Raw genomic sequence first — 24,431 nt, 5'->3', positions numbered from 1 at the left:
ATTTAGTTAACACCCGCTTTGGGATAACGATTGAGGACTTCCAGAATCTGCTGGCAACCCTTTTGGATTTCTTCATTTGAAATGGTCAGTGGGGGGCTGATACGCACGGCCCGCGTTTCGAATAATAACCAGAAAAGCAGCAGGCCTTCCCGCATGGCTTCCAGGACTAAAAACTGTGCTATTGCTGCCTCTTTCAGGATTAAGGCCAGCATCAGTCCTTTTCCCCTGATTTCTCTAATTAAGGGGTGTTTCAATAGCTCACGGAACAGTAATTCCTTTTCTGTGGTTGCAGGGATCAGGTCTCCTTCCAGCAATACCTGAAGCGTTTTGTGAGCTGCAGCGGCAATTACCGGGTTGCCTCCGAAGGTCGTTATATGGCCCAGGGCAGGATCCCGTTCCAGCAGTGCCATATGGTCAGCAGAAGCAGTAAACGCCCCTATGGGTAGTCCGGAGGCCATTCCCTTGCCTATTACGAGTATATCCGGAATACAATTGTAGTGCTCAAATGCAAAAAGCTTCCCGGTTCGCCCGAAACCGGGTTGAATTTCATCTAAGATCAGCAGGCTCCCGGTATCCTGGCAACGCTTTTTAACAGCACTCAGATACCCTGGTTCGGGCTCGATAAAGCCGGCACCCCCCTGAATGGTTTCCAGGATTACGGCTGCCGTTTTGCTGGTAATTTTATCGAGATCTTCCAGGGCATTGAAAGCAATATGTCTGACCCCGGGCAACAATGGCCGGAAAGGAGCCTTCCGGTTTTCGTAGTCCATCAGCGAGAGGCTTCCCATAGTGTTGCCGTGGTAGGCGGTATGTGCAGCTATCAATTCGAAACGGCCGGTAACCCTTCGGGCCAGTTTGAGGGCCCCTTCCATGGCCTCAGTACCCGAATTAACCAAATAAGTGCGTTCCAGGGGGTGGGGGAGTTGTGATGCCAGGAGGCGGCAAAGATCCACAGCTGGTTGTTGAACAAACTCACCGTAAACCATAACATGCATATACTGGGCAAGCTGCTGCTGTGCCGCACCCACTACTCCCGGGTGGCAGTGCCCCAGGGTGCAGGCAGATACCCCGGCCACAAAATCGAGATATGCTTTCCCGGCAGTATCAAATATGTAGGAACCCGAAGCACGGGCCACTTCTAACCCGAGCGGATGTCCGGTTGTTTGCGCCTGATATTTCAGAAAGTCCGTCAGCATGGATCAATTCTTCTTTTTAAGGGATTCTGCCCCTGATTTAGCCGTTTTTTTCGGACGGTCTGTAAGTGGCTTGGTTGCCGAAGAAGTACTTTCCTGTTCAGATTCGCTTCCTTCCTGGTCTATTGGGTTGTCCAACCCTCTTATCAAGGGCAGGACCAGATTATTGTCGTCTTCGTCAAAAATATCTTCCATGCGCCTGATGCGCTCATCGCCCCTCCAGACGAAACCTTTCAGGATACGACTGGCTTCCGGCAGGTCCTTTTCCGGAAAAATATTACCATCCGGGTCTGTATAAAACGTTATTTGTTCAATATCGCTGTTTTCGAGTTCCAACCGGATCTTGCTGCATATGGTCTTGTTGATGCCGAGTAACTGATCATCATCGTCGTACATCCAGTAAATCACCTCCGTATTTTTGACCAGGTCTACTATTTTTAATTCATTTTCCATGAATTTCCCGAAAAGATCCTTTCCCTTGGCCTGGTTATATCCGCGCTGCCCGATACTGTCTTCAGAAATAATAAAGGCATTGCCTAGCACTTTGAGGGAATCCATTTTTTCGGTTTCCTTATTGCTGATCAGGTGAATACTGTCTCCGGTCATTTGGTTTTCCAGGTTCCAGAGGACAGGCCTTCGGATCATTTGGGTCAGGCCTTTACTTTCTTCGAAATGAATGGAATCGCATTTACCACTCATGTCGGTCTTGTAAAATTTTGCATTTCGGAAGGCCCTTAATATACGGGCATCCGGTTTTCCGGTAACCATCAGTGTATCTCCGTGCATATACAGAGAATCCTGTTCCACAAGGCTAATAGATACCGCCCTGCGGGTTGCAAAGACTGAATCCCGCCCCTTATGGACCTCCGCATAGTGGGCCCGGATCACCCCCTGGTTAATGGTATCCGTAACTTTTATATTGTTGGTGGCCGAGGCAAACTCGGCGGCTTTATTAAAGTACACGCTGTCCCCTTCAATGATCCGGTTGGAATAATGGATCTCCGTATTTTTTATGCCATAACCCGTCTCGGTCTGGGTGTCGTAAAACCCGCGTTCGCAATAGATCTCGTAAGTGTCGCCCGTAATGGTGGAGGGACCGTACATATATGCGTTTTTAGAAGTGGTGTAGTAGTCCAGCCGACGTGATTCCAGGGTATAATCCGGGTTTTCTATATAGACACTGTCCAGAAACTGGTATTTCTTAGAGATCATATAATAGCGACCTACCTCACTGGTAAGCGTATTGACTGAGTCCACTACCTTTCCGTGATCCCGGTAGTAGGACTCCTGCTTTTGGCGGTCAAAATAAAGCGTATCGGTGGTCAGGGTCATGGAGCGGTTGGTTAGCCGTACCTTCTCATACGCCTTGGCCAGTTTAACATTGCCATCGTATTCCACATACCCGCTGGTCATCAAAACAGAATCACCCTGTTTCAGGCGAACGTTTCCTATGGCTTCCAGCCGGTTTTCCTTCTGATACAGGAAGGCATAATCGCACCAGAGGTCTGCCCCCTGATGCTCAAACTGCACCTGACGCTGGTCTTTACTGAAGATGGAGGCCCCGGGCCGCAAGGACTCGTCCTTGGTAAAGCTTCCCCCGTAAACAATAGTGATTTTAGTACCGGCCTGGGAAGCTTGCTGGGCTAACAGCGGCATACAGCAAAGGCATGCCAAAATAAAGGTAATACAGGCTTTCAAGCTTAAATTTTAGCCAAAAATAGCACAAAATAGCGCGTAGCAGAAAGATTTGGGAAGCTTTTAGGAATTAGCTTTTGAGGCGGTGGATGGTCTGGGTCCGATCCGGCCCCACGGAAACAATTTTAATGGGAGTTTCCAGGGCTTCCTCCAGATAATCGATGTATTTTTTTAGATTCTCAGGTAACTGGGCCGCTTCGGTCATACGGGTAAGGTCTTCTTTCCAGCCCGGTAATTCGGTATAAACCGGCGTCAGGTGTTCGGCTTCTATGGTATAGGGCAAATGGGTTATTTTTTCTCCTTTGTAGTGATAGGCCGTACATACTTTGATGGTTTCAAAACCACTCAGCACATCTGCCTTCATCATCATCAGCTGGCTAACGCCATTAATTTGCACCGCGTATTTCAGGGCCACCAAATCAAGCCACCCGCACCTCCTGGGCCTGCCGGTAGTGGCACCAAACTCGTTTCCGACCCGTCCCATGGTTTTTCCATCCTCATCAAATAATTCGGTAGGGAAGGGCCCGCTGCCCACCCGGGTGGTGTAGGCCTTGAAGATCCCGTAGACCTCCCCGATATTTCCAGGGGCAATACCCAGCCCTGTGCAGGCTCCGGCCGCTGTAGTATTGGAAGAAGTAACATAAGGATAGGTTCCGAAATCGATATCCAGCAGGGAGCCCTGAGCGCCTTCGGCTAAAATTTTCTTTCCGGATTTCAGCGCCTGGTGCACATACTCCTCGCTATCGATGAATTGTAGCGATTTGAGGTTTTCCACTGCACTGAAAAATTCCGCTTCCAGTTCCTGAAGGTTGTATTGAATGTCCACATTGTAAAAATGGATCATAGCCTCGTGCTTGTCGGCAAGGGTGCGGTACTTATCTTTCCAGTCTGCCAGTTCCAGGTCTCCAACCCGCAGCCCGTTGCGTCCCGTTTTATCCATATAGGTGGGACCTATTCCCTTGAGAGTGCTCCCAATTTTAGCCTTCCCCTTGGATGCTTCAGAAGCGGCATCCAGCAGCCGGTGTGTGGGCAGGATCAGGTGTGCTTTCCTGGAGATAAGCAGGCTCTTTTGAATATCGATGGGAAACCTGGATAAATTCTCCAGTTCCCTGCGGAAGATAACCGGGTCTATGACTACTCCGTTTCCTACAATGTTCAATGCCTTTTTGTGAAATATCCCGGAAGGAATGGTATGCAGAACATGTTTGATCCCGTCGAATTCCAGGGTGTGTCCGGCATTCGGCCCTCCCTGGAACCGCGCTATGATATCGTAGTTGCCAGTTAATACATCAACTATTTTTCCTTTTCCTTCATCCCCCCACTGGAGTCCGAGCAAGAGATCTGCCTTCATGCGTCCGATTCGGTTATTTAGAAGCTTCTTCCTTGGGGTTTCGGGTCCCGTAAAAGTAAAGCGAGTGATTGTTGATTTTTATGTCGAAAACCTCTTCAATGGTTTTCTTGATGGATTGAATACGCGGGTCACAGAATTCCACTACCTCCCCGGTATCGGTAAGGATTACGTGGTCGTGCTGCCGGTCAAAATAAGATTTTTCGTATTGCGCCTGGTTCTTGCCAAACTGATGCTTTCGGACCAGTTTGCACTCCAGCAGTAATTCTATGGTATTGTACAGGGTGGCCCTGCTTACACGATAATTCTTGTTTTTCATTTTGATATAGAGGGACTCTATGTCAAAATGCTCCTCGGAATCATAGATTTCCTGCAGAATGGCATAACGCTCAGGTGTCTTCCTGTGCCCGTTTTCCTCTAGAAAGGAGGTGAATACGTTTTTTACGATTTCCTGGTCTTTATTTCCCATCTGAATGTCAGCTCAATCCGGCTACAAAAATACAGTTAAAAATAAGAATAGCGGGAATTTGAAAGCTGATTTTAGCGAGCCTTGAAGGATCACACCCGGCTCACTTTGTCGATACCGTTTATTTTTTTGAGGTTCGCCATCAGTTTTTTCAGGATCGTATTATTTTTTACAACCACCGTTATACGTCCGCTGAAAGTACCGCCATCCGTTCCGAAATTCAGATTGCGCATATTTACATGCATCTCATCTGAAATGATATCGGTTATATCATTGATCAGCCCCATATTGTCTATTCCGCTCAGTTGCAATTCGGCAGTAAATTCCTCCTGAGTGGAATCTACCCACTTCGCGGCGATAATCCGGTAGGCGTAATTCGATTGGAGGGAAATAGAATTAGGGCAGTTTTTCTTATGAACCTTAATACCCTCGTTGACGGTTACAAAGCCGAACACATCATCGCCGGGAATGGGATTACAGCACTGGGCAAGGGTGTAATTGAGTTTTTCTTCTTCCTTGCCGAAGACCAGCATGTCGTATTTGGCAGTGATCTCGTCCCGGTTGATCTCATCCTGTGCAGGTTTCCTTCGGATCTTATTTTTAAAGAAACTGATAAAAGCATTGTTGTAGGAGGCCGCAAAATCCCTGATTTGCTGGTTCTCAATGGTACCGTTACCAACCCTGAAAAATAAATCCAGGCTGGTTTTAAGACGGAAGTAAGCCACCATTTTGTTAACCACGTCTTCTGTGAGCGTAATTTTCAGGGATTTTAATTTTCTCCTGAGGACTTCTTTTCCATCTTCCGCAATTATTTTTTTCTCTTCTTTCAGGGAGGAGCGGATCTTGGAGCGGGCCCGGCCAGTGGTGGCGTAATCCAGCCAGTTCTGATTGGGCTTGGCATTATCAGAGGTAATAATTTCCACCTGGTCCCCACTCTTGAGAACCGTATTTAAAGGCACCAGTTTACCATTTACCTTGGCCCCCCTGGTATGCATGCCCACCTCGGTATGGATGTGAAACGCGAAATCCAGTGGGGTTGCTCCTTTTGGGAGCGATTTTAATTCCCCCTGTGGAGTAAAGACAAAGATTTCCTTGGAATAGAGGTTTAGTTTGAATTCCTCCACAAAATCCACCGCACTTCCATTGGAAGACTCCAGGGCCTCCTGTAGCCGGTTCAACCAGACTTCGATACCCTGTTCCTTCTGATCGCCGTGTTTGTATTTAAAATGAGCCGCATAACCTTTTTCGGCAATTTCATGCATACGTTCTGATCGGATCTGTACTTCCACCCACCGCCCCTTAGGGCCCATTACCGTAATATGCAAAGCCTCGTATCCGGTACTTTTTGGGGAGGAGATCCAATCGCGAAGCCTGACCGGGTTGGGGGTAAAATGGTCCGTTACGATCGAATAAATTTTCCAGGCCAGGAATTTTTCATTCCTGCGGTCTGATTTGTATATAATCCGGATGGCGAATTTGTCGTAGATCTCGTCAAAGTTCACATTCTGTGTCACCATTTTACGGCGGATGGAATAAATGGACTTTGACCGTCCCTTGATATCGTAATTCAGGCCTTCCTGGTCGAGGGAATCTTTTATAACCTTGGTAAAATCATCAATATACTGTTGCTGGTCTTCCTTGGAGTCCTCTATCTTGCTCTGAATGTCCTGGTAGACTTCCGGCTCGGTATATTTTATGCTGAGGTCCTCCAGTTCTGTTTTTATATTATACAGGCCAATCCGGTGTGCCAGGGGGGCATAGATATACAGTGTTTCCGAAGCAATTTTAACCTGTTTGTTTTCCGGCATGGAATCCATGGTGAGCAGGTTGTGGTAACGGTCCGCAATTTTTATGATGATCACCCGGATATCATCGTGCAGGGTAAGCAGCATTTTCCTGAAATTCTCCGCCTGCTGGGAGATATTCATGTCCTTTTTCATGTGGGCGATCTTGGTGAGGCCATCCACAATCCGGGCCACGGTTTCCCCGAACATCTGTTCAATATCGTCCAGGGTGTAGGGAGTGTCTTCCACCACATCGTGCAAAAGTGCAGAGGCTATTGAAACCGCATCCAGGCCTATTTCCGAAGCAACGATCTTTGCAACTGCTATTGGATGAAAGATATAGGCTTCCCCTGACTTACGCCTTTGGTCTTTATGTGCGTCTACAGCCACATCAAACGCCTGGCGAATCAGCTTTTTGTCTTCATTCGAAAGCGTCTGATAACTCACCCGCAGCAATTCCTTGTATTGCTTGGCGATCTCCTTGTTTTCCTTTTCTATGTAGGTCTCCGTAGGCATAACCTTAAAAATAGCATAAATCTGTATGATCAACAACAAAAATCGTGCCCGCGACTAAAGGAGCCGTTATGGCAGTAATGGGCCACTTTAGCGCTAAGAAAGCAATGACATGAAAGAGGTATGACTTATTTGAAGATTGCCCGGGGGTTCATTTTTTGGATTGCAGTAAATTGTAAATAAAACCATTGGAGAGGATGGCACCAACGGCAAGGGCGCCTAATAAATACTGGTAATTTTCTGATCCGTTGTACAAATATGAGGCGATAAATATTACGGCTGCCCATATAAGGGCATTGACGATAATTAGTTTTTTCATGTTGTCATATTTTTGATATTACTTCAAATCCGTGTCCGTAAACGGACATAAAATTTGGTATAATTTAAGATAATTTTTTTCAGGCTGCTTGCGAACTCATGAATGGTGGGGAACCAGTTATTTTTTGAGAGGCAGGAAGATAGCCATCAGGGATGCCAGTGCCCAGGTGGCTTCCAGAATAATAAAGGGGATGTAATCCAGCAATACCGAGGCCAGGCAGGCAAGAGAAGCCCCGATCAGGTTCAGCAGCTTAAAAGAAAGCTGGTTCGTTTTTAAGACCCCGCTGATATTCAGGATATAGGCGCTCAGAATGAGAAAGACGCCTGTGGCGCCGGTCCAGTCGGCAAGAGTCATCATTAATCTAATTAAAAATTAAACCCCGTACTTTCGGGCCTTCAGGTTCCCGATCCGGCGGCTTAGCGGGGGGTGGGAGTAATGTACAAAAACATAGGCAGGATGCGGCGTGAGATTGCTCAGATTATTCCTGGAGAGCTTTTTTAGCGAGCTGATCAGCGGTTCCGCAGCAAAGGTTTCCCTCGCAAAATTATCTGCCTGGTATTCAAAGCGCCGTGAGATATAGTTCATTACCAGTCCGGTAATCTCGCTGATAGGGCTGTACAAAAGCCCGAAACTCAGCAAGGCTGCATGGAAACTGGGCGTACTCACCCCAATAGCCTGGGAAAGTTCAGGATGGTTGATAAAGACAGACAGGAGATAAAGGGTAAATCCTGTGAGCAAAATGGAAACAATCAGGTTAAAGACGATGTGTTTTTTCTTGTAATGACCCACTTCATGTGCCAGTACGGCCACTATTTCAGATTCATCCAGGTCTTTGATAAGCGTGTCGTATAGCGTAATGCGCTTTTCCTTGCCAAAACCTGAAAAATAAGCGTTGGCCTTGGTAGACCGCTTCGAGCCATCTATCACAAAAATATTTTTTAATTCAAAGCCCACCTTGCGGCTATAGGCTTCAATACGAGACTTTAAACTGCTATCTTCCAGCGGCACCTGCTTGTTGAACAGGGGAACAATCAGGCGGCTGTAAAAAAGGTTCATAAAAAGGGTGAAAAAACTGATGGCCCCCCAGGCATATATCCAGAACCCGTTTCCGGCCCACCTGTAAAACCATATTACCAGCAACAGTAAGCCACCACCGAGAAACACCATCAAAAAAGTACTCTTTAACCGGTCTGTAAGCCATAAGGCCGGGCTACTGGTATTAAAACCAAAGGCTTCTTCAATCACGAAGGTATGGTAATAACTGAAAGGCAAAGACAGTAAGCCGCTTCCCAGCAATATAATCCCGAAGAATAACAAGCCCTTGCTGATTGGATTTTCACTGATACCCATCGCGAGTTGGTCTACCCATTCAAAACCACCGAAAATCAAAAAGGCCAGGGTAAGGGCCAGGGAAAAACTCCCTGAAAACAGGCCAAAGCGGTAATTAGCTTTTTTATAAGCCATGGATCGTTCATAGGCCTCAGATGAATATACATTGGCCACCTCTTCTGGCAGGGGATCGCCAAACTTGCGGGCGTTCAGGTAATCCAGCAAGGTTTCTACCGCAAATTGCAGTATCAGGATTCCGATAATAAGGTAATACAGACTTTCTGAAGACATGGGATTGGTTTGAGCGGTGGGAAAAATACTAATAAATTTTTGTACGCCAGTAATTTATTAGACAACTGACCTTTCTTTTGGCATGCTACGGTTTTACATTTCCAAAATTGCGCTGGCGCAGTGCTTCAAATATAATGATGGATGCCGCGACCGAAACATTCATGGAATCTATGCTGCCCCGCATAGGGATCTCTATATTGAGATCGGCACGTTCACTCCAAAACGGGCTCAACCCGGTTGCCTCCGTTCCCACTGCAATTGCAGTTGCTCCGCTGTAATCTGCCTGGTCGTAACGGGTAGGGGCCCCAAGCGCTGCAGCTAATACCTGAATCCCGTGTAGTTTTAAAAAATCAGAGACTTCCTCCACGCTTCCAACAGCTACCGGTACGGTAAAAAGACATCCCACACTGGAGCGTATTATATTGGGATTGTATAGATCCCCACGGGGGTTGACAATGATAACGGCATCCAGGGCTGCTGCGTCTGCTGTTCGAAATAAAGCCCCGATATTTCCAGGCTTTTCAGGAGCCTCGGCTAAAAGGATAAGAGGTTTCTTATTGGCAAAAGCCAGGGATTTCAAATCATGATTCTGGGACTCCATAAGGGCGAGTACCCCCTCTGTACCCTCACGGTAGGCCGTTTTTTTATAGACTTCCGCACTAAGGGCTACTAATTCCCTTACATCGGAAATACCGGACAGTTCCCGGGCCTCCTCCAGTGGGGTTATATCCGGACAGAAATAAAGCCGGACCAGCCGATACCCTCCCTGCAGAGCCAGTTGCAGCTCCCTTTTTCCCTCGAGCAGAAAATGCCCTGTTTTACGCCGCTCCCGGGATTTCTCCCTCAGGCTGATGAGCTGCCGAACTTCAGGGTTTTGAAAGCTGCTGATATATTTGGGTTCGGTCATAAGGCAATATTAAAGAAAAAACGGAACAGGCTTAGCCGCCTGTTCCGTTCTTTTTTTGTTTATGGCTGAGGCTTATTGCCCTTCATATTTTTCCATATAGCGCTTCCAAAGCTCTGTTTGATGCGTTTCAAGGGAAATTTCCCTGCCATCTATAAAGGCATGGGTCAGCCGGTTGCCCCTCATTTCAAGGGCGTTGCCCTCCGATATGAAAAGGGTTGCACTTTTTCCGCTGGCCAGGCTCCCGTATTTGTCATCAATACCCAGAATTTTTGCAGTATTGCTACTGATGAGCTGCAGCGCTTTTTCAAATTCCAGGCCCTGTCCGGCAACCTGCCCGGCATAGAAGGGAAGGTTACGGGTCTGGAAATTGGATGCATCCGCATTCTGTATGCCTACCAGCAGGCCTGCATCAACCAGTAATTTGGGTAATTTGTAGGTATGGTCATACGGATCGTCGTTGAGGTTCGGCAGGGTATGGGTATAGTTAACCAGGACCGGGATCTGCTGATCTTTCAGGAAATCAGTGATCTTATGCGCCTGATACCCTCCAACCAGTACTACCTTCTGAACCCCGGCGGTCTTCATGGCACTTATCCCATCGATGATTTCGCGTTCCCCGTCTGCGTATACGTACAGGGTTTTACTACCGTCAAACAGGCCCTGCATGGCCTTGAAGGCAGGATTCAGCGGGCTGTTGCTTCCGGAGCCGTATGCCTTTGCGTTTTTTACAAAATCCGCAACCTCCTGCTGTTGCTCGCTGTAGTCTTTGTTGGGTCGGTAGCCTCTTTCTTCTCCAAGCCACCATCTGCCCCTTCTAAAGGTGCTGGGCCAGTTTAAATGAATCCCGTCGTCTTCCCTGACGATAGCATCTTCCCAGTTCCAGGCATCAAATTGTACTATGGAGGAGGTACCGGAGATACGTCCTCCCTGAGGGGTTATCTGCCCAAGGAGCACCCCGTTTGGCCGCATGCTTTCCACTACCTGCGATTCCGCGTTATACGCGATGATACTTCTTACATGCGGGATCATGTCCCCGATCTCGTCCTCGTCATCGGAGGCCCTTACTGCGTTAATTTCAATAAGGCCCAAAGACTTTCCCGGGGCAATGAAACCCGGATAGACATGTTTTCCGCTGGCATTGATTACTCTTCCCCTTGGGCTGACATTTGCACCAATTTCGGTGATGAGGCCCTTCTCAAAAACCAGGGTGCCGTTTTCAATAACGCTCCCATCGCCAAGGTGCAGGGTTGCCCCGCTGATGCTGATCACCTCTGACTGAGGCAGAGCAGGGGTCTGCTGGGCCATAGAGAGGGAGGCTATCAGCATAATTGCCCAAAGAATTCCGTTGTATTTTTTCATGTTTCGTGTTTTATATGGATTCATACTACAGGCTGTCACAGTGAAATTTTTCCTTTTGCTTCTGACGGGGAGTTCTCAGGTTGCCGGAACCGTCTTTCTCCTGCAGCATCATATTAATGAGCTGGTTGCGTTCTTCGGCCAACTGGCTGCGCAGAAGGGCATCTGTTTCCATATCGAAATAAGGAACCCCTTCTATAAAGGTCTTTTCGGCTTTGGCCACAACGGAAAGCGGATGGTCCGTCCACAATACCAGGTCTGCATCCTTTCCTTCTTTAATACTACCAACCCGGTCGTCCAGGTGCAATAATTTGGCGGGGTTCAGGGTAACCATCTTCCAGGCTTCCTCTTCTGACAGCCCCCCGTATTTAACGGTTTTGGCAGCCTCCTGGTTCAATCTTCTGGACATCTCGGCATCATCGCTGTTGATGGCCACGGTTACTCCTTCGCTGTGCATGATTGCAGCATTGTAAGGAATGGCGTCCTTAACCTCGTATTTATAAGCCCACCAGTCGCTGAAAGTGGATCCGCCCACACCGTGTTCCGCCATTTTATCAGCAACCTTATACCCTTCAAGGATATGGGTAAAGGTGTTAACCCTAAAGCCCATTTTCTCGGCCACCTTCATAAGCATGTTGATTTCGCTCTGCACGTAGGAATGACAGCTGATAAAGCGTTCGCCCCTGAGGATTTCCGCCAGGGTTTCCATTTCCTCATCATATCGGAACGGTTTTCCCGAATCCTTTAAAGCCTGGTATTCTTTGGCGCGTTGAAAGTAATTCATAAACACCTGTTCAACCCCCATCCGTGTTTGCGGAAAACGACTATAACTTTGCCAGTTGCTCTGCTTGACATTTTCACCCAAAGCAAATTTTATAAACTTCGGCATGTCTTTGTAAATCATTTCAGAAGCACTTTTTCCCCATTTCAGTTTCAGGATGGCGGATCGCCCCCCGATGGGATTTGCAGACCCATGCAGCAGCTGTATGGAGGTAACCCCTCCGGCCAGGTTTCGGTAAATATCAATATCCTCAGGATCCACCACATCTGTCATTTTTACCTCGGCAGATGAATTGTGGCCCGATTCATTGATGGCCAGACCGGCAATATGACTGTGCTCGTCAATGATGCCCGCTGTGAGGTGTTTCCCCGTTGCGTCTATCACTTTGGCGTTCCCAGGGCTAAGGCCTTTTCCTATTTTGGATATTTTTCCATTGCGAACCAGTACATCGGTATTTTCCAGTATTCCGGCCGCCTCTCCGGTCCAGACCGTTGCATTGCGGAATAATATATCTTGTTGTACGGGCAGGCTGCGATAGCCGTATCCGACATTCGGATAGCTGATGGGTACCAGCTCCGGAGTAGCTGAAACCTCCGCATCCTTTTCAGTGGTTTTTTCCTTATAAGTAGCGCTTCGGGTAGCTGTAAAGCGGTCTTCAGTACCATTAGGAAGTACTACTTTGCCTTTAATCTGGCTGGGTTCTGATACCCTGGCAGTCAGCCGGTAGCGATCCTCCCCGTCTGTAAAGGAGAGGTCCAGCCAGTCACCGCTGTAACTTAATTTGGATTTAAGTTCGGTACTGTCTTTACTTACCTTAAGTTTTGGAGAACCTGCCTTTCCGGAAACTTCCAGGCTAAAGGGCTGTCTGTTAAGCATAAGGCTGTAATCTCCACGAATGTCTTTTTGGGTCATGTCGGAGAGCACATTACGGCGTCCCAGCACCCAATTTTCATACATTGTGGTTTCTTCATCAAAGACTGGTCCTGAACTGATCAGGAAATTTGCCAGGTAGCCGGGTTTCAGGGCACCGATCTTGTCACCCTGCCCGAGTAACTGAGCCGGGACAGTGGTCAGGGCCTGTAATGCCCTGCTCTCTGATAAACCATATTTAATGGCCTTGCGGATATTGGTGTGGAAATCCTTCATGGATTTCAATCCTTCAAGGGTAAAGGCAAAGTTGATGCCGTTCTTTTCCAGGACGGCCGGGTTGGAAGGGGCCTGATTCCAGTGCTTCATCTCCTCCAGGCTGATATAGGCCGCCTGATAGGGATTGGAAACGTCAAAGGCTTCCGGAAAATTCAGCGGCACCACCAGGGAGGCGTTGGTTGCCTTGATATCAGCAATATTTTCATATTCCTGTCCGCCGGCCAGCATTATATACTGAACACCAAAGGCATCGCCAATCCCGTCTGCCCTGAGGATGTTCCCTTTGTCCCCGGCGGCAAAAAACTGTACTAAATTCCGGTTTGCCAGCAGTGCTTCAAGGGAAAGGTCTGTGGTACTTACATTCCCTTTGGAATACCAGTCTGCATCGTAATACATTTGCCGGAGCAGTGCCATGGAACCCATCAGGGAGCTGGGGTAACTCTGCAGCGCAGCAATGCTCCTGTCAAATGAAAAGTACTGCCCTGATACCCCTTTCAGCAGGCGCTGGGAATCGGTACCTTCCGGATCCAGGGCAATAAAGGAACCTGTACCCCGGGCGATCCCGTCCTGTACATGGCTGTTTACGGCTCCAAAGCCGATAGCCTGAAGTTCTTTAGCCTTCTTTGTATCGAACTTGTAAGCGTCTACCGCCTGTTTCTCAGGCATCACATGGTCGTTCCAGTAAAAGCCCTCTCTGCTGGGTTCATATTGGGCAGACCGGCCGGAGCGCTGGGCCCTTTTGGCCTGTTCCACTCCAAAAGAAGAAAAGACATCGATAAAAGAAGGATATACATATTTACCTTCAAGGTCTATCACAATGCTATTAGCGGGAATCCGCACATTGGTCCCAACCTGAACCACCTTTCCTTTTTGTATGAGCAGCGTACCGTTGGCTATCTGTTCGGTAGGACTTACAAAGATTCTGGCATTGGTAAATGCCGTATAATTGTTGTTGGCAGATTTAACGCCTTCATTTTCAGGGAAGTATTCCTGAGCATGCACCAGGGCGCCCAGCCATAAGATGGCCGGGATTAGTAGTTTCCATTTCATCTGGGTGTGTCTTTTTGAATTAGTCGAACTAAAAATAGGGTAATCACAAGGGAAGCAGGAATTTCCCCTGAATTTTTAACATTTCTTTAAATCACTGCTAATCCGCTAAAGCCGGTGTAAGCCCTTCTTTGTGGTGGTATGCAATCAGCAGGGAAACCACGCGGCTGTAACTCCTTATTCCATCCCGTTGTCCGTTGGCCTGCAGATAGCTGTTAAAGATATATTTGAAGACCGGTTCGAGGGGGTTTTTATACTGCTCCCAAAAACGCCGGACTTCTTCAAAGTTCCGCTTCAGACCCGGATTCATTTTTCCGCTCAGTGATTTGCGGGCCTCAGGATTTAGCTGGTCCAGAGAACTAAGGCAGTAGGAAAGCGCATAGGCAGTTGAGCTGTATTGAATATATGGATCTTTATTTCGGGAACTGACCAGCCACCCGATAAAATTCGTTTCATTTTCTGCAGAATAACCTAACTGGTGGGCTACCTCATGCCCGCAAACCACCGGAAACCGAAAGAGTGGCAGTAGGCCGTTAACCTGCGCTTCCCCTGTAAAGGGGTTCAGGTAGCCCCCGTACCCCATATAGGAAAGCAGGCTGCTGAAGATAGAGTTTTTCAGGCTGGCCGGGTAGTATTCAAATTCAGGGTAATCTGCTTTCAGCAGCTGGTAGCCTTGCCGGGTTTTCTGAAAACTTTCCGGTTTTGTAAAATTAAATCTCACCGCCTGCAGACTGTCTCCGGCCAATTGCAGTTGTTGCCTGTTGGCTTCTTTCAGCAGAAATTCGGTAAGCGTGATCAATTGCTGTTCTGAATAAGATTCTTTGAGCCCCAATTGCTGCCCCAGGGGCATCCTGAAATAATTCAGCCCCCAGAGGCTGTAAAAGGTAAAATGCAGAATGGCAAGGGACATGATTAAATCGCGCAGAAAAGGAAGGGGTTTTGCGCGGATTTTATGCCGCTTTCTGATCAGGTACCACAGAGCCAGCAGTCCCAGGCATGCATATAGCATATCTCCCACTGAAAATGGGACCCACCCGTAGAGGTAACGGAAAAAAACCGAAATATAGGGGTAAACGCCCTGACTGTAATATTTCTCAACCCAGCCCGGATGTGCAGCCGCCCACTGTATCAGTAGTATCTGAATGGGCAGGCTCAGGGCAATCCCATTTTTTAATTTGCTTTTCACAAGCTCAAAAATAGCCATTAATCATTCAGACTTGAATTGCAATATGTACTTTTAAGGACTTTTAAAAGACCGAAGACTATGAGTAATTCAATAGCGGAACTGAAACCGATGCAAATCTGGAAAAATTTCGCAGCCCTTAACGCGGTTCCCAGACCTTCCAAAAAAGAAGAGAAAGTCATACAGTTTATGATGGCATTCGGGACTTCTCTGGGCCTGGAAACCGAAAGGGATGCTTCCGGTAATGTGCTGATCCGTAAACCGGCCACTGCTGGTATGGAAGACAGGAAAACTGTGGTTTTACAGGCCCACCTGGACATGGTCCATCAAAAAAACAACAATACCGAATTTAATTTTGATACTCAGGGGATACAGATGTATACCGATGGGGACTGGGTACGCGCAAAAGGCACCACTCTTGGGGCAGATAACGGCCTTGGGGTGGCAGCCATAATGGGCATTCTCGAATCCAGCGCCCTTATCCACCCTCCGCTTGAAGCCCTTTTTACAATAGATGAGGAAACCGGGATGACCGGGGCCAAAAACCTCAGTAAAGACTGGTTAAAGGGAGAAATACTGCTCAACCTGGATACCGAGGAGGACGATGAACTTGGGATAGGATGTGCCGGCGGGGTGGATATTACCGCAAGCGGCATGTATCAGCCCATAGCTTCAGGAAATGGGATGTCCGGAATCCGCCTGCAGATAAAAGGATTGAGCGGCGGGCATAGCGGGATGGATATCCATAAAGGACTCGGAAATGCCAATAAGCTGATGACCCGGCTGCTGTATGCCTGCCAGGCCGAACAGCCCTTCGGCCTGAATAGTTTTCAGGGGGGGAATCTCCGCAATGCAATCCCCAGGGAGAGTGTAGTTATCCTTGCGGTTGAAAATTCCGGTTTAAAAAATTTCGAAAAAGCTTTTCAAAACGAAAGAGAAGCCATCCTTTCTGAATACCTTTCACGCGACCCCAATATTACAATTGAAATGGAAGCGGTTGAGCTGCCTAAACAGCTGATGTCCCCTGCAGATCAAACTCTCTTGTTAAGATGCCTGTACAGTGTTCACAATGGGGTATTTGCCATGAGCCATGAGTTCCCTGAAATGACAGAAACCTCCAACAACCTGGCGCAGGTAAGGGTAGGGGAAGGGAGTATCCGGGCAGGTTGCCTGTGCCGTTCTTCCCGTGAGAGTGCCAAAAAAAGCCTTTCCATGCAATTAGAGGCAACTTTTGCGCTGGCGGGGTACAGTGTTGAAATGAGTGGGGATTATCCGGGATGGCTGCCGGAACCGGAATCTGAAATTCTGCAACTTGTCTCCCGGAGATATGAGCATTTATTCGGGGAAACACCGCGCAAAGTAGCGGGGCACGGGGGCCTGGAATGCGGCATCCTGAAAGACCACTACCCTGAAATGGACATGATCAGTTTCGGTCCTACCATCCATGGGGCCCATTCCCCTGATGAAAGGGCATCTGTCAGCTCCAGTCTGAAGTTCTGGAAATGGCTCTGTGATGTACTGCAAAACATTCCGAAGAAAGCATAAAAAACCCCGGGAATTCCCGGGGTCTTAAAATTATTCCTGGATTTCCAGTATTTCCACATCAAATACCATGGTGCTGTTGGGCGGGATCGGTCCGGAGCCCTGTTCCCCATACCCCAGATGCGGCGGGATGAACAAACGGTATTTGTCTCCTACTTTCATGTTGAGCAGGCCCTCTTTAAAACCAGCGATCAGCCTGGACTCTGTACTGTAGTCCATCAGGGAAGGCTGAAATACACCCCTGTGCATTTGCAATAATTGGGAGTAATTTTCGGAGGTCCTTGCAATGGAATCGACACTGGTGTCAAACAGGGTTCCGTTCTCAAGCCAGCCGGCGTAATTGACAATCACTTTATCCCCAATGGCCGGTTTGGGACCGCTTCCTTCCTGCAATGTCAGGTATTTCAAACCGGAGGGCAAAGCCGTGGCCTGCTCTTTTTGCGATTGCAGTTCAGCGACAAAGGCACTCATCATTTTCTGCCGTTCGGCTTCAAGGGCCTCTTCCTCGGCAAAATAGTCCTTCATGATCTGTACAGCGTCGAAATTTTTAGCTTCTTTTCCTTTTCGGACAATTTCTACTTCCTCCATAACTACTGGTTCCAGCGGTTTATTACCCTCACCAACGGGTACTGCCGCGATGCTATCCACTACGTCAATACCTTCAACCACTTCTCCGAATACGGTATGCCGACCGTCCAGCCATGGCGTTTCGGTATGGGTAATAAAGAATTGACTCCCGTTGGTCTTTGGCCCGCCGTTGGCCATGGAAACAATTCCTTTTCCGGAATGGGTCAGGGAGTCTACAAATTCATCCTTAAAACGATAGCCGGGGTTCCCACTGCCATTTGCAAGCGGGTCACCGCCCTGTATCATAAAATCCTTCATGACCCTGTGGAAGGTCAGGCCATTATAGTAAGGTTTGTCCTTAAATTCTTCACTCACAAAAGGATTGTTGCCTTCTGCAAGACTTACAAAATTAGCCACGGTCACCGGAGTTTTGTCGTGCTCCAGGCGGATAACAATATCCCCTTTATTGGTTTGTAATTCAGCGTAAATACCATCGCTCATTTCGGCATAGTGCTTAGACTTACAGGCGCTAAAGAGGCCCAGTGCAAGCAATAGTACAATCAGGGTATTTTTCATAGGAAACATAATTTATTTGGATTCAGTGTTTTTCTCGATTTTCAATATTTCAATGGTGCTTTTGATCGGAACATTAGGGCCAATGCGGTCATTGTCACCATGGTAACCATAAGCCAGGGATGAGGGAAATAAAAAGGTGGCCTTTTCCCCTTCTGCCAGTAACTTTACGCTATTGCGCAGGCCTGGGAATAGCTCCTGTTTGTCTACCTTATAACGCAATTCCCCAATCTCCGATTTCCGGTAGATGGTATCGTTATTCCAACTCATTATATTATAGGTTAGGGTCACCAAATCGTCAGGGCGGGGCTTGTAGGAAGCACTGTCTTGCTGTATCTCGTAATAGTAAATGGAACCACTGGCGGTATTTACATAGCTGTGCAAACTGTCCTTTGTGATGAGCTCCTGCAGAAAAGCCTCCTCTTTTGCCAGAAGGTCTTTATTCCGCTCCGCAGATTGTTTTAAAAAACTCCCGCCTTTCACTTCAACGGGCCGTCTGGGTTGCGGTCCCTCACAGGCGATAATTGTGATAATAAGGCACAGCAGGCCCACAATTTTTCTCATACATTCAATTCCTTTTGGTAGCCGGGCAAAAGCCCTTCGAATTTTTTTGTAGTTTCTTCCAAAGACAGCTCGCTGCGGCCTCCCGCAGCATTTATATGACCGCCTCCGTTAAAATGGGCCCGTGAAAATTCATTCACGGAAAATGAGCCCTGTGACCTGAGGGAAATTTTGATGATTTTCTCATCCCGGTTTTCTATAAAAATGGCCGCCAATACCACATCCTTCAGGGAGAGCCCGTAGTTCACAAAACCCTCCGTGTCTCCCTTTTGAAAATGGTAGCGATCCAGTTCTTCCTGTGACAAGGTAATATAGGCCGTTCGATAGGCGGGAAGGATGGTCAGGTTTTGCAGGGCACAACCCAGTAATTGCAGGCGCTCGGGCCGGTTGGTATCGTAAATATGTCGATGGATTTCGGTATGAGCGGCTCCTTGTTCCATAAGGTGGGCCACAACCCGCATAGTAGTGGCGGTGGTGGCTGCATATTTGAAAGAACCCGTATCGGTCATAATACCGGTATACAGGCAGTTGGCAATTCGGTCGTCAATCTGGTCCAGGGCATCCAGTGATGCCAGGAAATGGTAGACCATTTCACAGGTTGAACTCATCTGTACATCCGAATAGCAAACCCTGGCATAATTTTCCGGGCTCTGGTGGTGGTCGATCATAATAAAATCGGCCTGCAGATCCCGCAGGGCATCCGAAAGGCTTCCGATCCGGTCCAGGGAATTGAAATCCAGGGTGAAAATAAGGCTGGCCAGCCCGATCCGTTCCTTTGCCTGATGCGATTTTTTCTCGTAGTTAATAACCGCTTCAGCCCCGGGCATCCATTTTAAAAATTCCGGAAAATCATTGGGAGAAATAACATCCACATGGTGCCCTCCAGCCTTGAAAAAATGATAAAGCGCCAGGGAGGACCCGATTGCGTCGCCATCGGGGTTCTTGTGCGGGATAAGTACGATGCGTTGCGGAGTGGAAAGCCATTCGCGCATTTGCCGGACATCAGCTGAATTCATGCGCGCAAAGATACGATTTAAATGAAAGACCATCCAAAAGTCCTAAATTTAGCTACTTAAATTTCGTGCTGTGAAAAACCTGTTTACCCTTTGCGCATTACTTATCCTTGTTGCTGGTTGTAAAACTACGCGGAATGCTGCCCCGGCGGGCCTCCAAAATGAGCAGGAAAATTTCCTGATCGCATTCGGATCCTGTAACCGCAACGACCTGCCCAATGACCTTTGGGATGATATTTTGGCTGAAAAGCCGGATCTCTGGATCTGGGGAGGAGACAATGTATATGCAGACACCGATGACATGCGCAAGCTGAAAGCTGAATACGATTTGCTTTCTGCAAATCCCGGATATTCGACCTTAAAGAAAGCCGTGCCCGTTATGGGAACATGGGATGACCACGATTACGGCCTTAACGATGGTGGCCGGGAGTTTCAGGCCCGGGAGCAGAGCAAGCAGGTTTTTCTGGATTTCTTTGAGGTCCCCGCGGAAAGCCCACGCCGCAACCGCCAGGGAGTGTATTACTCCCAAACTTTTACAAGGGGCAGGCATAGTGTAAAAATTATAGTGCTGGATACCCGTTTCCAGCGGTCCGGACTGCGAAAGGACCCCAGTGGCGTAAAACGCTACCTGCCTAACCCAGATCCGGATGCCACCCTGCTGGGAGAAAGTCAGTGGCAATGGCTGGAGGCTGAGTTGCGTAAGGACAGGGCAGACTTCACCATTATTGTCAGCAGTATACAGCTGTTGTCCGGGGAACATGGTTTTGAAAGCTGGCTCAATTTCCCGATGGAGCGCGACCGTTTTTTGGCCCTGCTTGAAAAAGTGCAGCTCCCGGGAGTCATTGTTTTGTCCGGGGACCGGCATATTTCAGAATTTTCAAAATACCCCTCGGAGAAGCTGGGCTATCCTTTAATTGATTTTACCAGCAGCGGCCTAACCCATGTTTATGATTCTTTTTCGGGAGAACCAAATCCGTTCCGGGTAGGGGAGGTGATTTCCGAAATAAATTTTGGCGCACTGCGACTTAATTTAAAAACGCGCCGGGCCCAATTTGAAATTATCGGGGATGGCGGGGCAGTGCTCGGGCGCTTAAGTGAGCAGTATTAATGTTGCGGGTTGGTGCAAGAAAGTGTATTTTTGCCGAAAATTTTTCAAAATGACAGGAAACAGAACCTTTACTATGATTAAGCCGGACGCGGTAGAGAATGGACATATTGGCGCCATTCTTGAAAAAATAACTGCAGCCGGATTCAAAATCATAGCCATGAAATATACACAGCTAAGCCGCAGGGACGCCCGGGAATTCTACGCCATACACAAAGACCGTCCATTTTTCGATGAACTGGTTCAATTTATGACCAGGGGCCCTATAGTCTCGGCCATTCTCGAAAAAGACAATGCAGTAGAGGATTTTCGTGCCTTAATTGGCGCTACAAACCCTGCCGAAGCGGCAGAAGGGACCATCCGTAAATTGTATGCCAAGGATATAGGTGAAAATGCCATTCACGGATCTGATAGTGATGAAAATGCGGCCATAGAAGGGAGTTTTCATTTCTCCGGAAGGGAAATATACGCCTAGGAAAGCATCTTATTGAATTAAAAACCCCCGGTTCTGCCCGGGGTTTTTTATTGCAGTACCAGGGTCCTGACGATCTCCCGACCGAGCTGCTCATTGAGCAGGCTGATTATTTTGGAATTGCCAAGACTTAATTCCTCCCTCAGTACAGAAGAGGTAAGGTAAACGTAAAGGGTATCCCCCTGTAATCGCACTGAACGGGTGTAATTGGCCACTCCCGGCCCCATTACCTCGTTCCAGGTTTCGGCTACGGATACCTGGTCTATTCCTTTTTGCAGGTTGTTTTTTTTGAGGAAGGACTTCAGGGCTTCGCTCATAGACTGCTGATTGTCAGATTTACTCATTGGCAGTGGGGATATTCAGGGGTTTGTATCGTACATAATCATAGACAAGTCCATTGGAATGCCTGATTTGTAATTGGTCCGAATCCAATTTCAGCAATTCTTCTTCCCAGAAAGCATCCATTCCTTTAAAAGTAAGAAAATAACGGCCTTCCCGCTCATGGATTTCAAATGGCAGGGCATCGTCAGAGGTCTCGTAGGTTCCGTCCAAACGGGGTTGCATCTTTTTAAGGAAGCCTTCCCGGGCCTGTAATTGATAAAAGTCTATTGTGCTGTTTATCGTGTATTGCTTGGACTGCCCATCCGGGAAAACCACTTCCTTGATTTCCCAGTAACCCGCTAATTGATTCAGGTCTGATTCCTGCACTCCCCCGCAGGCCGTCAGCAAGAATATTAAAAGGGACATAAAGGGGATATATCTACAGCTTAATAAACGCATAACTCTGGTGTATTTCCTTAACGATCTCCTCGGTACGGTCTGCATGGGTGTCACTGATAAAAATTTGCCCGAAAAGGTCCTGGTTAACCAGGCTTATAATATGTGCCACCCGGCGGGCATCCAGTTTGTCAAAAATATCATCCAGCAAGAGCAGCGGGGTCTCCGTTAATTTTGCTTTCATAAACTGAAATTGTGCAAATTTAAGTGCAATCAGAAACGACTTCTGCTGCCCCTGGCTTCCGAATTTTTTTATGGGATGCCCTCCGATCTGCATATTGAGGTCATCTTTGTGTATTCCCTGCGTACTGTACTGAAACACCCGGTCCTTCTCCTCAAATTTCTGCAGTAAATCCAGCAGGGGCATTTCTGACAATTGGCTGTCATAGTGCAGGCTTACGGCCTCATCCCCACCCGAAATAGCCTGGTATTGTTCCTGAAAAATAGGTTGAAAAGCTTCCATAAACTGCTCGCGCCGGAGGTGAATGCGGCTTCCCAGGCTGTGCATTTGCTGGTTGTAGACCTCCAGGGTGCCGCGGTCGAAAGTGTGGTTGGCTGCAAAATATTTTAACAGCGCATTACGCTGGGATAGAATTTTATGGTAGTCCAGCACATCCTGCAGATAGGCCTTGTCTGACTGGGAAACCACACCATCCATAAATTTTCTGCGGGTTTCGCTTCCCTCAAGGATCAGGTCACGGTCCGAAGGGGAAACAATGACCAGCGGTACTTCCCCTATGTGTTCGGAAATTCGATCGTAAATTTTTCCATTCCGTTTGATTACTTTTTTAACGCCCTTTTTATAACTGCAAACAATCTGCTCTTCTTTTCCTTTTTTTAAAAATTGTCCCTCAATGACAAAGAATTCAGCTCCATGGCGGATATTCTGAGTGGTAATGGGATTGAAATAGCTTTTGCCGAAAGCCAGGTGGTAAATGGCATCCAGAATATTTGTTTTACCCTTCCCGTTTGCCCCTACAATACAATTAATCTTGGAATCAAATGCGAACTCACTGGATTCGAAATTCTTATAATTGAGTAAGGATAAGTGTTTTAGGTGCATATTGCTCAAGCCGCGAATAGTTCAGGAAGGTCCTCGCAAATTATTGAAAAATAACGAATAAATTGCCTTAGGGTTTTGGATAAAACCTTTATTTTTGCGCGACCAATAATACAAAAAATGGCGACATATAAAAAGCGGGGACACAAACCGAAAACCACAGCTGAACAACAGGGTTTAGACCAACAGGGAAGTACCACAGCGGAAGTTTTCAACACTCTTGATACCTCAGCCTCCAAAACCGAACAATGGGTGGCGCGTAACCAGACCTACATTCTGGGTATAATCGGGATCATTGCTGTTGGGGTACTGGGTTATCTGGGCTATCAGCAGTTTATTCAACAACCGCGGGAGGCTACTGCCAGCAACGAATTATTTTTCCCAATGCAGTATTTCCGGCAGGCACAGCAGGATGCTGTACAGGCCGATTCGCTCTACAACCTGGCCCTGAACGGGGCGGAAGGTAAATACGGGCTGCTCGATATCATCAGCGAATATTCGGGAACGGAAGCGGCAAACCTGGCGACCTATGCTGCCGGTGTTTCCTATCTGAACCTGAACCAGTACGATGAAGCCATCGATTATCTTGAAGACTTTAAAACCGATGAAGCCATGCTTGGGCCGGTAGGACTTGGTGCAATCGGAGATGCTTTTATGCAGTTGGGACAAACAGATGATGCCCTGGGATACTACGAAAAAGCCTTTAAACACAATACCAATAACTTTACAACTCCTGTATATCTGCACAAGGCCGGGATTGCGGCCATGAAGCTGGAGCAATTTGCCAAGGCAGAGCAATATTTCAAACGGATCAAAGAGGAATTTCCGCAGTCTTCACAGGCTTCCGGTGTGGATGCCCTGCTCGGAATGGCCCAAAAGGCGGAATAATGGCTACTTCAGGAAAGAACCTTTCCGACTACACTAAATCTGAATTACCGGATGCTTCAGCCATGCGTATTGGCCTGGTGGTATCCGAATGGAACGGGGAGATTACCGAAGCCCTTTACAAGGGGGCTGAAATGGCCTTGCTGGATTGCGGTGTAAAACCCAACCATATCAAAAGGTGGAGCGTGCCCGGAAGTTTTGAACTGGTCTTTGGCTGCAAGCGCATGATAGAACAGGAAAAACCGGATGCTGTAATCGCGATTGGCAGTGTCATCCGGGGGGAGACTGCCCATTTTGATTTTGTATGTGCAGCAGCTGCTCAGGGGATAAAAGACCTCAATGCACAGGGCCCGGTTCCTGTAATATTTTGTGTACTTACGGATGATACCCTTGCCCAGGCACAGGACCGATCCGGTGGCCGCCACGGCAACAAGGGAACAGAAGCTGCCATTGCCGCCATTAAGATGGCTGCCCTCTAAAGTCTGGCTCTCCGGTAAAAAAAGCCCTGATTTAACCTT

The 24,431-nt window shown here is 47.8% G+C and carries 23 protein-coding genes; 5 read left to right on the top strand and 18 right to left on the bottom strand.

What is annotated here, in order from left to right; all coding sequences use genetic code 11:
• Window positions 1-2: 2 nt before the first annotated feature.
• From ACT6NV_RS01200 to ACT6NV_RS01145, 12 genes are all read right to left on the bottom strand, one after another.
• Window positions 3-1,196, bottom strand: coding sequence for an aspartate aminotransferase family protein (locus ACT6NV_RS01200; RefSeq protein WP_445385461.1), 1,194 nt, complete (start codon window positions 1,194-1,196; stop codon window positions 3-5).
• A gap of 3 nt (window positions 1,197-1,199) precedes the next feature.
• Window positions 1,200-2,849: an OstA-like protein gene (locus ACT6NV_RS01195; RefSeq protein WP_445385460.1), complete on the bottom strand. Its 1,650-nt coding sequence runs from the start codon at window positions 2,847-2,849 to the stop codon at window positions 1,200-1,202.
• A gap of 109 nt (window positions 2,850-2,958) precedes the next feature.
• Window positions 2,959-4,239, bottom strand: a complete 1,281-nt coding sequence (locus tag ACT6NV_RS01190) for an adenylosuccinate synthase (protein WP_445385459.1) — start codon at window positions 4,237-4,239, stop codon at window positions 2,959-2,961.
• A 13-nt stretch (window positions 4,240-4,252) separates the two neighbouring features.
• Window positions 4,253-4,705 carry a Fur family transcriptional regulator gene (locus ACT6NV_RS01185; protein WP_445382656.1) on the bottom strand — a complete coding sequence of 151 codons (453 nt, stop codon included), beginning with the start codon at window positions 4,703-4,705 and terminating at the stop codon, window positions 4,253-4,255.
• An 89-nt stretch (window positions 4,706-4,794) separates the two neighbouring features.
• Window positions 4,795-7,002, bottom strand: a complete 2,208-nt coding sequence (locus ACT6NV_RS01180; protein ID WP_445385458.1) for a RelA/SpoT family protein — start codon at window positions 7,000-7,002, stop codon at window positions 4,795-4,797.
• Between the two features lie 148 nt (window positions 7,003-7,150).
• On the bottom strand, window positions 7,151-7,318 hold the full coding sequence (locus tag ACT6NV_RS01175) for a hypothetical protein (RefSeq protein WP_445385457.1): 168 nt from the start codon (window positions 7,316-7,318) through the stop codon (window positions 7,151-7,153).
• A 117-nt stretch (window positions 7,319-7,435) separates the two neighbouring features.
• Window positions 7,436-7,675: a CBU_0592 family membrane protein gene (locus ACT6NV_RS01170; protein ID WP_445385456.1), complete on the bottom strand. Its 240-nt coding sequence runs from the start codon at window positions 7,673-7,675 to the stop codon at window positions 7,436-7,438.
• 15 nt (window positions 7,676-7,690) lie between these two features.
• A complete protein-coding gene (locus ACT6NV_RS01165) occupies window positions 7,691-8,938 on the bottom strand; it encodes a M48 family metallopeptidase (protein ID WP_445385455.1) in 1,248 nt (415 codons plus the stop codon).
• Between the two features lie 85 nt (window positions 8,939-9,023).
• A complete protein-coding gene (locus ACT6NV_RS01160) occupies window positions 9,024-9,845 on the bottom strand; it encodes a TrmH family RNA methyltransferase (protein ID WP_445385454.1) in 822 nt (273 codons plus the stop codon).
• A gap of 72 nt (window positions 9,846-9,917) precedes the next feature.
• Window positions 9,918-11,204 (bottom strand): amidohydrolase family protein, encoded by a 1,287-nt coding sequence (locus ACT6NV_RS01155; RefSeq protein WP_445385453.1) that lies wholly within the window; start codon window positions 11,202-11,204, stop codon window positions 9,918-9,920.
• 25 nt (window positions 11,205-11,229) lie between these two features.
• Window positions 11,230-14,178, bottom strand: a complete 2,949-nt coding sequence (locus ACT6NV_RS01150) for an amidohydrolase family protein (protein WP_445385452.1) — start codon at window positions 14,176-14,178, stop codon at window positions 11,230-11,232.
• A gap of 97 nt (window positions 14,179-14,275) precedes the next feature.
• On the bottom strand, window positions 14,276-15,361 hold the full coding sequence (locus ACT6NV_RS01145) for a DUF3810 domain-containing protein (RefSeq protein ID WP_445385451.1): 1,086 nt from the start codon (window positions 15,359-15,361) through the stop codon (window positions 14,276-14,278).
• A gap of 78 nt (window positions 15,362-15,439) precedes the next feature.
• On the opposite strand from ACT6NV_RS01145, the gene ACT6NV_RS01140 reads away from it, so the two are divergent.
• Window positions 15,440-16,903 carry an aminoacyl-histidine dipeptidase gene (locus tag ACT6NV_RS01140; protein WP_445385450.1) on the top strand — a complete coding sequence of 488 codons (1,464 nt, stop codon included), beginning with the start codon at window positions 15,440-15,442 and terminating at the stop codon, window positions 16,901-16,903.
• Between the two features lie 30 nt (window positions 16,904-16,933).
• On the opposite strand, the gene ACT6NV_RS01135 is transcribed toward ACT6NV_RS01140, so the two are convergent.
• The 3 genes from ACT6NV_RS01135 to ACT6NV_RS01125 are packed head-to-tail and all read right to left on the bottom strand — an operon-like array spanning window position 16,934 to window position 19,617.
• Window positions 16,934-18,043, bottom strand: coding sequence for a peptidylprolyl isomerase (locus tag ACT6NV_RS01135; RefSeq protein WP_445385449.1), 1,110 nt, complete (start codon window positions 18,041-18,043; stop codon window positions 16,934-16,936).
• Window positions 18,044-18,055: 12 nt separating this feature from the next.
• A complete protein-coding gene (gldI, locus tag ACT6NV_RS01130; protein ID WP_445385448.1) occupies window positions 18,056-18,604 on the bottom strand; it encodes a gliding motility-associated peptidyl-prolyl isomerase GldI in 549 nt (182 codons plus the stop codon).
• Window positions 18,601-19,617 (bottom strand): DHH family phosphoesterase, encoded by a 1,017-nt coding sequence (locus ACT6NV_RS01125; RefSeq protein ID WP_445385447.1) that lies wholly within the window; start codon window positions 19,615-19,617, stop codon window positions 18,601-18,603. The genes gldI and ACT6NV_RS01125 overlap by 4 nt, the downstream gene beginning before the upstream one ends.
• A gap of 70 nt (window positions 19,618-19,687) precedes the next feature.
• On the opposite strand from ACT6NV_RS01125, the gene ACT6NV_RS01120 reads away from it, so the two are divergent.
• Together ACT6NV_RS01120 and ACT6NV_RS01115 are read left to right on the top strand one after the other, a co-directional pair.
• Window positions 19,688-20,722, top strand: a complete 1,035-nt coding sequence (locus tag ACT6NV_RS01120) for an alkaline phosphatase D family protein (RefSeq protein WP_445385446.1) — start codon at window positions 19,688-19,690, stop codon at window positions 20,720-20,722.
• 49 nt (window positions 20,723-20,771) lie between these two features.
• A complete protein-coding gene (locus tag ACT6NV_RS01115; RefSeq protein ID WP_445382642.1) occupies window positions 20,772-21,194 on the top strand; it encodes a nucleoside-diphosphate kinase in 423 nt (140 codons plus the stop codon).
• Between the two features lie 47 nt (window positions 21,195-21,241).
• On the opposite strand, the gene ACT6NV_RS01110 is transcribed toward ACT6NV_RS01115, so the two are convergent.
• Genes ACT6NV_RS01110 through recF form a run of 3 tightly spaced genes read right to left on the bottom strand, consistent with a single transcriptional unit; the run spans window position 21,242 to window position 23,031 of the window.
• Window positions 21,242-21,535: a DUF721 domain-containing protein gene (locus ACT6NV_RS01110; protein WP_445385445.1), complete on the bottom strand. Its 294-nt coding sequence runs from the start codon at window positions 21,533-21,535 to the stop codon at window positions 21,242-21,244.
• Complete coding sequence (locus ACT6NV_RS01105) at window positions 21,528-21,938, bottom strand: hypothetical protein (protein ID WP_445385444.1); 411 nt, start codon at window positions 21,936-21,938, stop codon at window positions 21,528-21,530. The genes ACT6NV_RS01110 and ACT6NV_RS01105 overlap by 8 nt, the downstream gene beginning before the upstream one ends.
• 13 nt (window positions 21,939-21,951) lie before the next feature.
• On the bottom strand, window positions 21,952-23,031 hold the full coding sequence (gene recF / locus ACT6NV_RS01100; RefSeq protein WP_445385443.1) for a DNA replication/repair protein RecF: 1,080 nt from the start codon (window positions 23,029-23,031) through the stop codon (window positions 21,952-21,954).
• A gap of 117 nt (window positions 23,032-23,148) precedes the next feature.
• Here recF and ACT6NV_RS01095 point away from each other — a divergent pair, with 117 nt between their 5' ends.
• Complete coding sequence (locus tag ACT6NV_RS01095) at window positions 23,149-23,916, top strand: tetratricopeptide repeat protein (protein ID WP_445385442.1); 768 nt, start codon at window positions 23,149-23,151, stop codon at window positions 23,914-23,916.
• Window positions 23,916-24,392, top strand: coding sequence for a 6,7-dimethyl-8-ribityllumazine synthase (ribH, locus tag ACT6NV_RS01090; RefSeq protein ID WP_445385441.1), 477 nt, complete (start codon window positions 23,916-23,918; stop codon window positions 24,390-24,392). Before ACT6NV_RS01095 ends, ribH begins: the two co-directional genes overlap by 1 nt.
• Window positions 24,393-24,431: the final 39 nt, after the last annotated feature.

The organism is Robiginitalea insularis (genome assembly GCF_052497835.1).
The sequence above is the reverse complement of the archived record's forward strand: the minus strand, read 5'-3'. Positions and strand labels throughout refer to the sequence as shown.

Excerpts from the sequence above, each read along its gene's own strand:
- ACT6NV_RS01190 (WP_445385459.1), bottom strand. The coding sequence starts at position 4,239 with ATGAAGGCAGATCTCTTGCTCGGACTCCAGTGGGGGGATGAAGGAAAA.
- ACT6NV_RS01200 (WP_445385461.1), bottom strand. The coding sequence starts at position 1,196 with ATGCTGACGGACTTTCTGAAATATCAGGCGCAAACAACCGGACATCCG.
- ACT6NV_RS01115 (WP_445382642.1), top strand. The coding sequence starts at position 20,772 with ATGACAGGAAACAGAACCTTTACTATGATTAAGCCGGACGCGGTAGAG.
- ACT6NV_RS01150 (WP_445385452.1), bottom strand. The coding sequence starts at position 14,178 with ATGAAATGGAAACTACTAATCCCGGCCATCTTATGGCTGGGCGCCCTG.
- ACT6NV_RS01170 (WP_445385456.1), bottom strand. The coding sequence starts at position 7,675 with ATGATGACTCTTGCCGACTGGACCGGCGCCACAGGCGTCTTTCTCATT.
- ACT6NV_RS01160 (WP_445385454.1), bottom strand. The coding sequence starts at position 9,845 with ATGACCGAACCCAAATATATCAGCAGCTTTCAAAACCCTGAAGTTCGG.
- ACT6NV_RS01140 (WP_445385450.1), top strand. The coding sequence starts at position 15,440 with ATGAGTAATTCAATAGCGGAACTGAAACCGATGCAAATCTGGAAAAAT.
- ACT6NV_RS01180 (WP_445385458.1), bottom strand. The coding sequence starts at position 7,002 with ATGCCTACGGAGACCTACATAGAAAAGGAAAACAAGGAGATCGCCAAG.
- ACT6NV_RS01095 (WP_445385442.1), top strand. The coding sequence starts at position 23,149 with ATGGCGACATATAAAAAGCGGGGACACAAACCGAAAACCACAGCTGAA.
- ACT6NV_RS01125 (WP_445385447.1), bottom strand. The coding sequence starts at position 19,617 with ATGAATTCAGCTGATGTCCGGCAAATGCGCGAATGGCTTTCCACTCCG.
- ACT6NV_RS01135 (WP_445385449.1), bottom strand. The coding sequence starts at position 18,043 with ATGAAAAATACCCTGATTGTACTATTGCTTGCACTGGGCCTCTTTAGC.
- ribH (WP_445385441.1), top strand. The coding sequence starts at position 23,916 with ATGGCTACTTCAGGAAAGAACCTTTCCGACTACACTAAATCTGAATTA.
- ACT6NV_RS01175 (WP_445385457.1), bottom strand. The coding sequence starts at position 7,318 with ATGAAAAAACTAATTATCGTCAATGCCCTTATATGGGCAGCCGTAATA.
- ACT6NV_RS01195 (WP_445385460.1), bottom strand. The coding sequence starts at position 2,849 with ATGCCGCTGTTAGCCCAGCAAGCTTCCCAGGCCGGTACTAAAATCACT.
- ACT6NV_RS01105 (WP_445385444.1), bottom strand. The coding sequence starts at position 21,938 with ATGTCCCTTTTAATATTCTTGCTGACGGCCTGCGGGGGAGTGCAGGAA.
- ACT6NV_RS01165 (WP_445385455.1), bottom strand. The coding sequence starts at position 8,938 with ATGTCTTCAGAAAGTCTGTATTACCTTATTATCGGAATCCTGATACTG.
- ACT6NV_RS01110 (WP_445385445.1), bottom strand. The coding sequence starts at position 21,535 with ATGAGTAAATCTGACAATCAGCAGTCTATGAGCGAAGCCCTGAAGTCC.
- ACT6NV_RS01185 (WP_445382656.1), bottom strand. The coding sequence starts at position 4,705 with ATGGGAAATAAAGACCAGGAAATCGTAAAAAACGTATTCACCTCCTTT.
- recF (WP_445385443.1), bottom strand. The coding sequence starts at position 23,031 with ATGCACCTAAAACACTTATCCTTACTCAATTATAAGAATTTCGAATCC.
- gldI (WP_445385448.1), bottom strand. The coding sequence starts at position 18,604 with ATGAGAAAAATTGTGGGCCTGCTGTGCCTTATTATCACAATTATCGCC.
- ACT6NV_RS01155 (WP_445385453.1), bottom strand. The coding sequence starts at position 11,204 with ATGAAAAAATACAACGGAATTCTTTGGGCAATTATGCTGATAGCCTCC.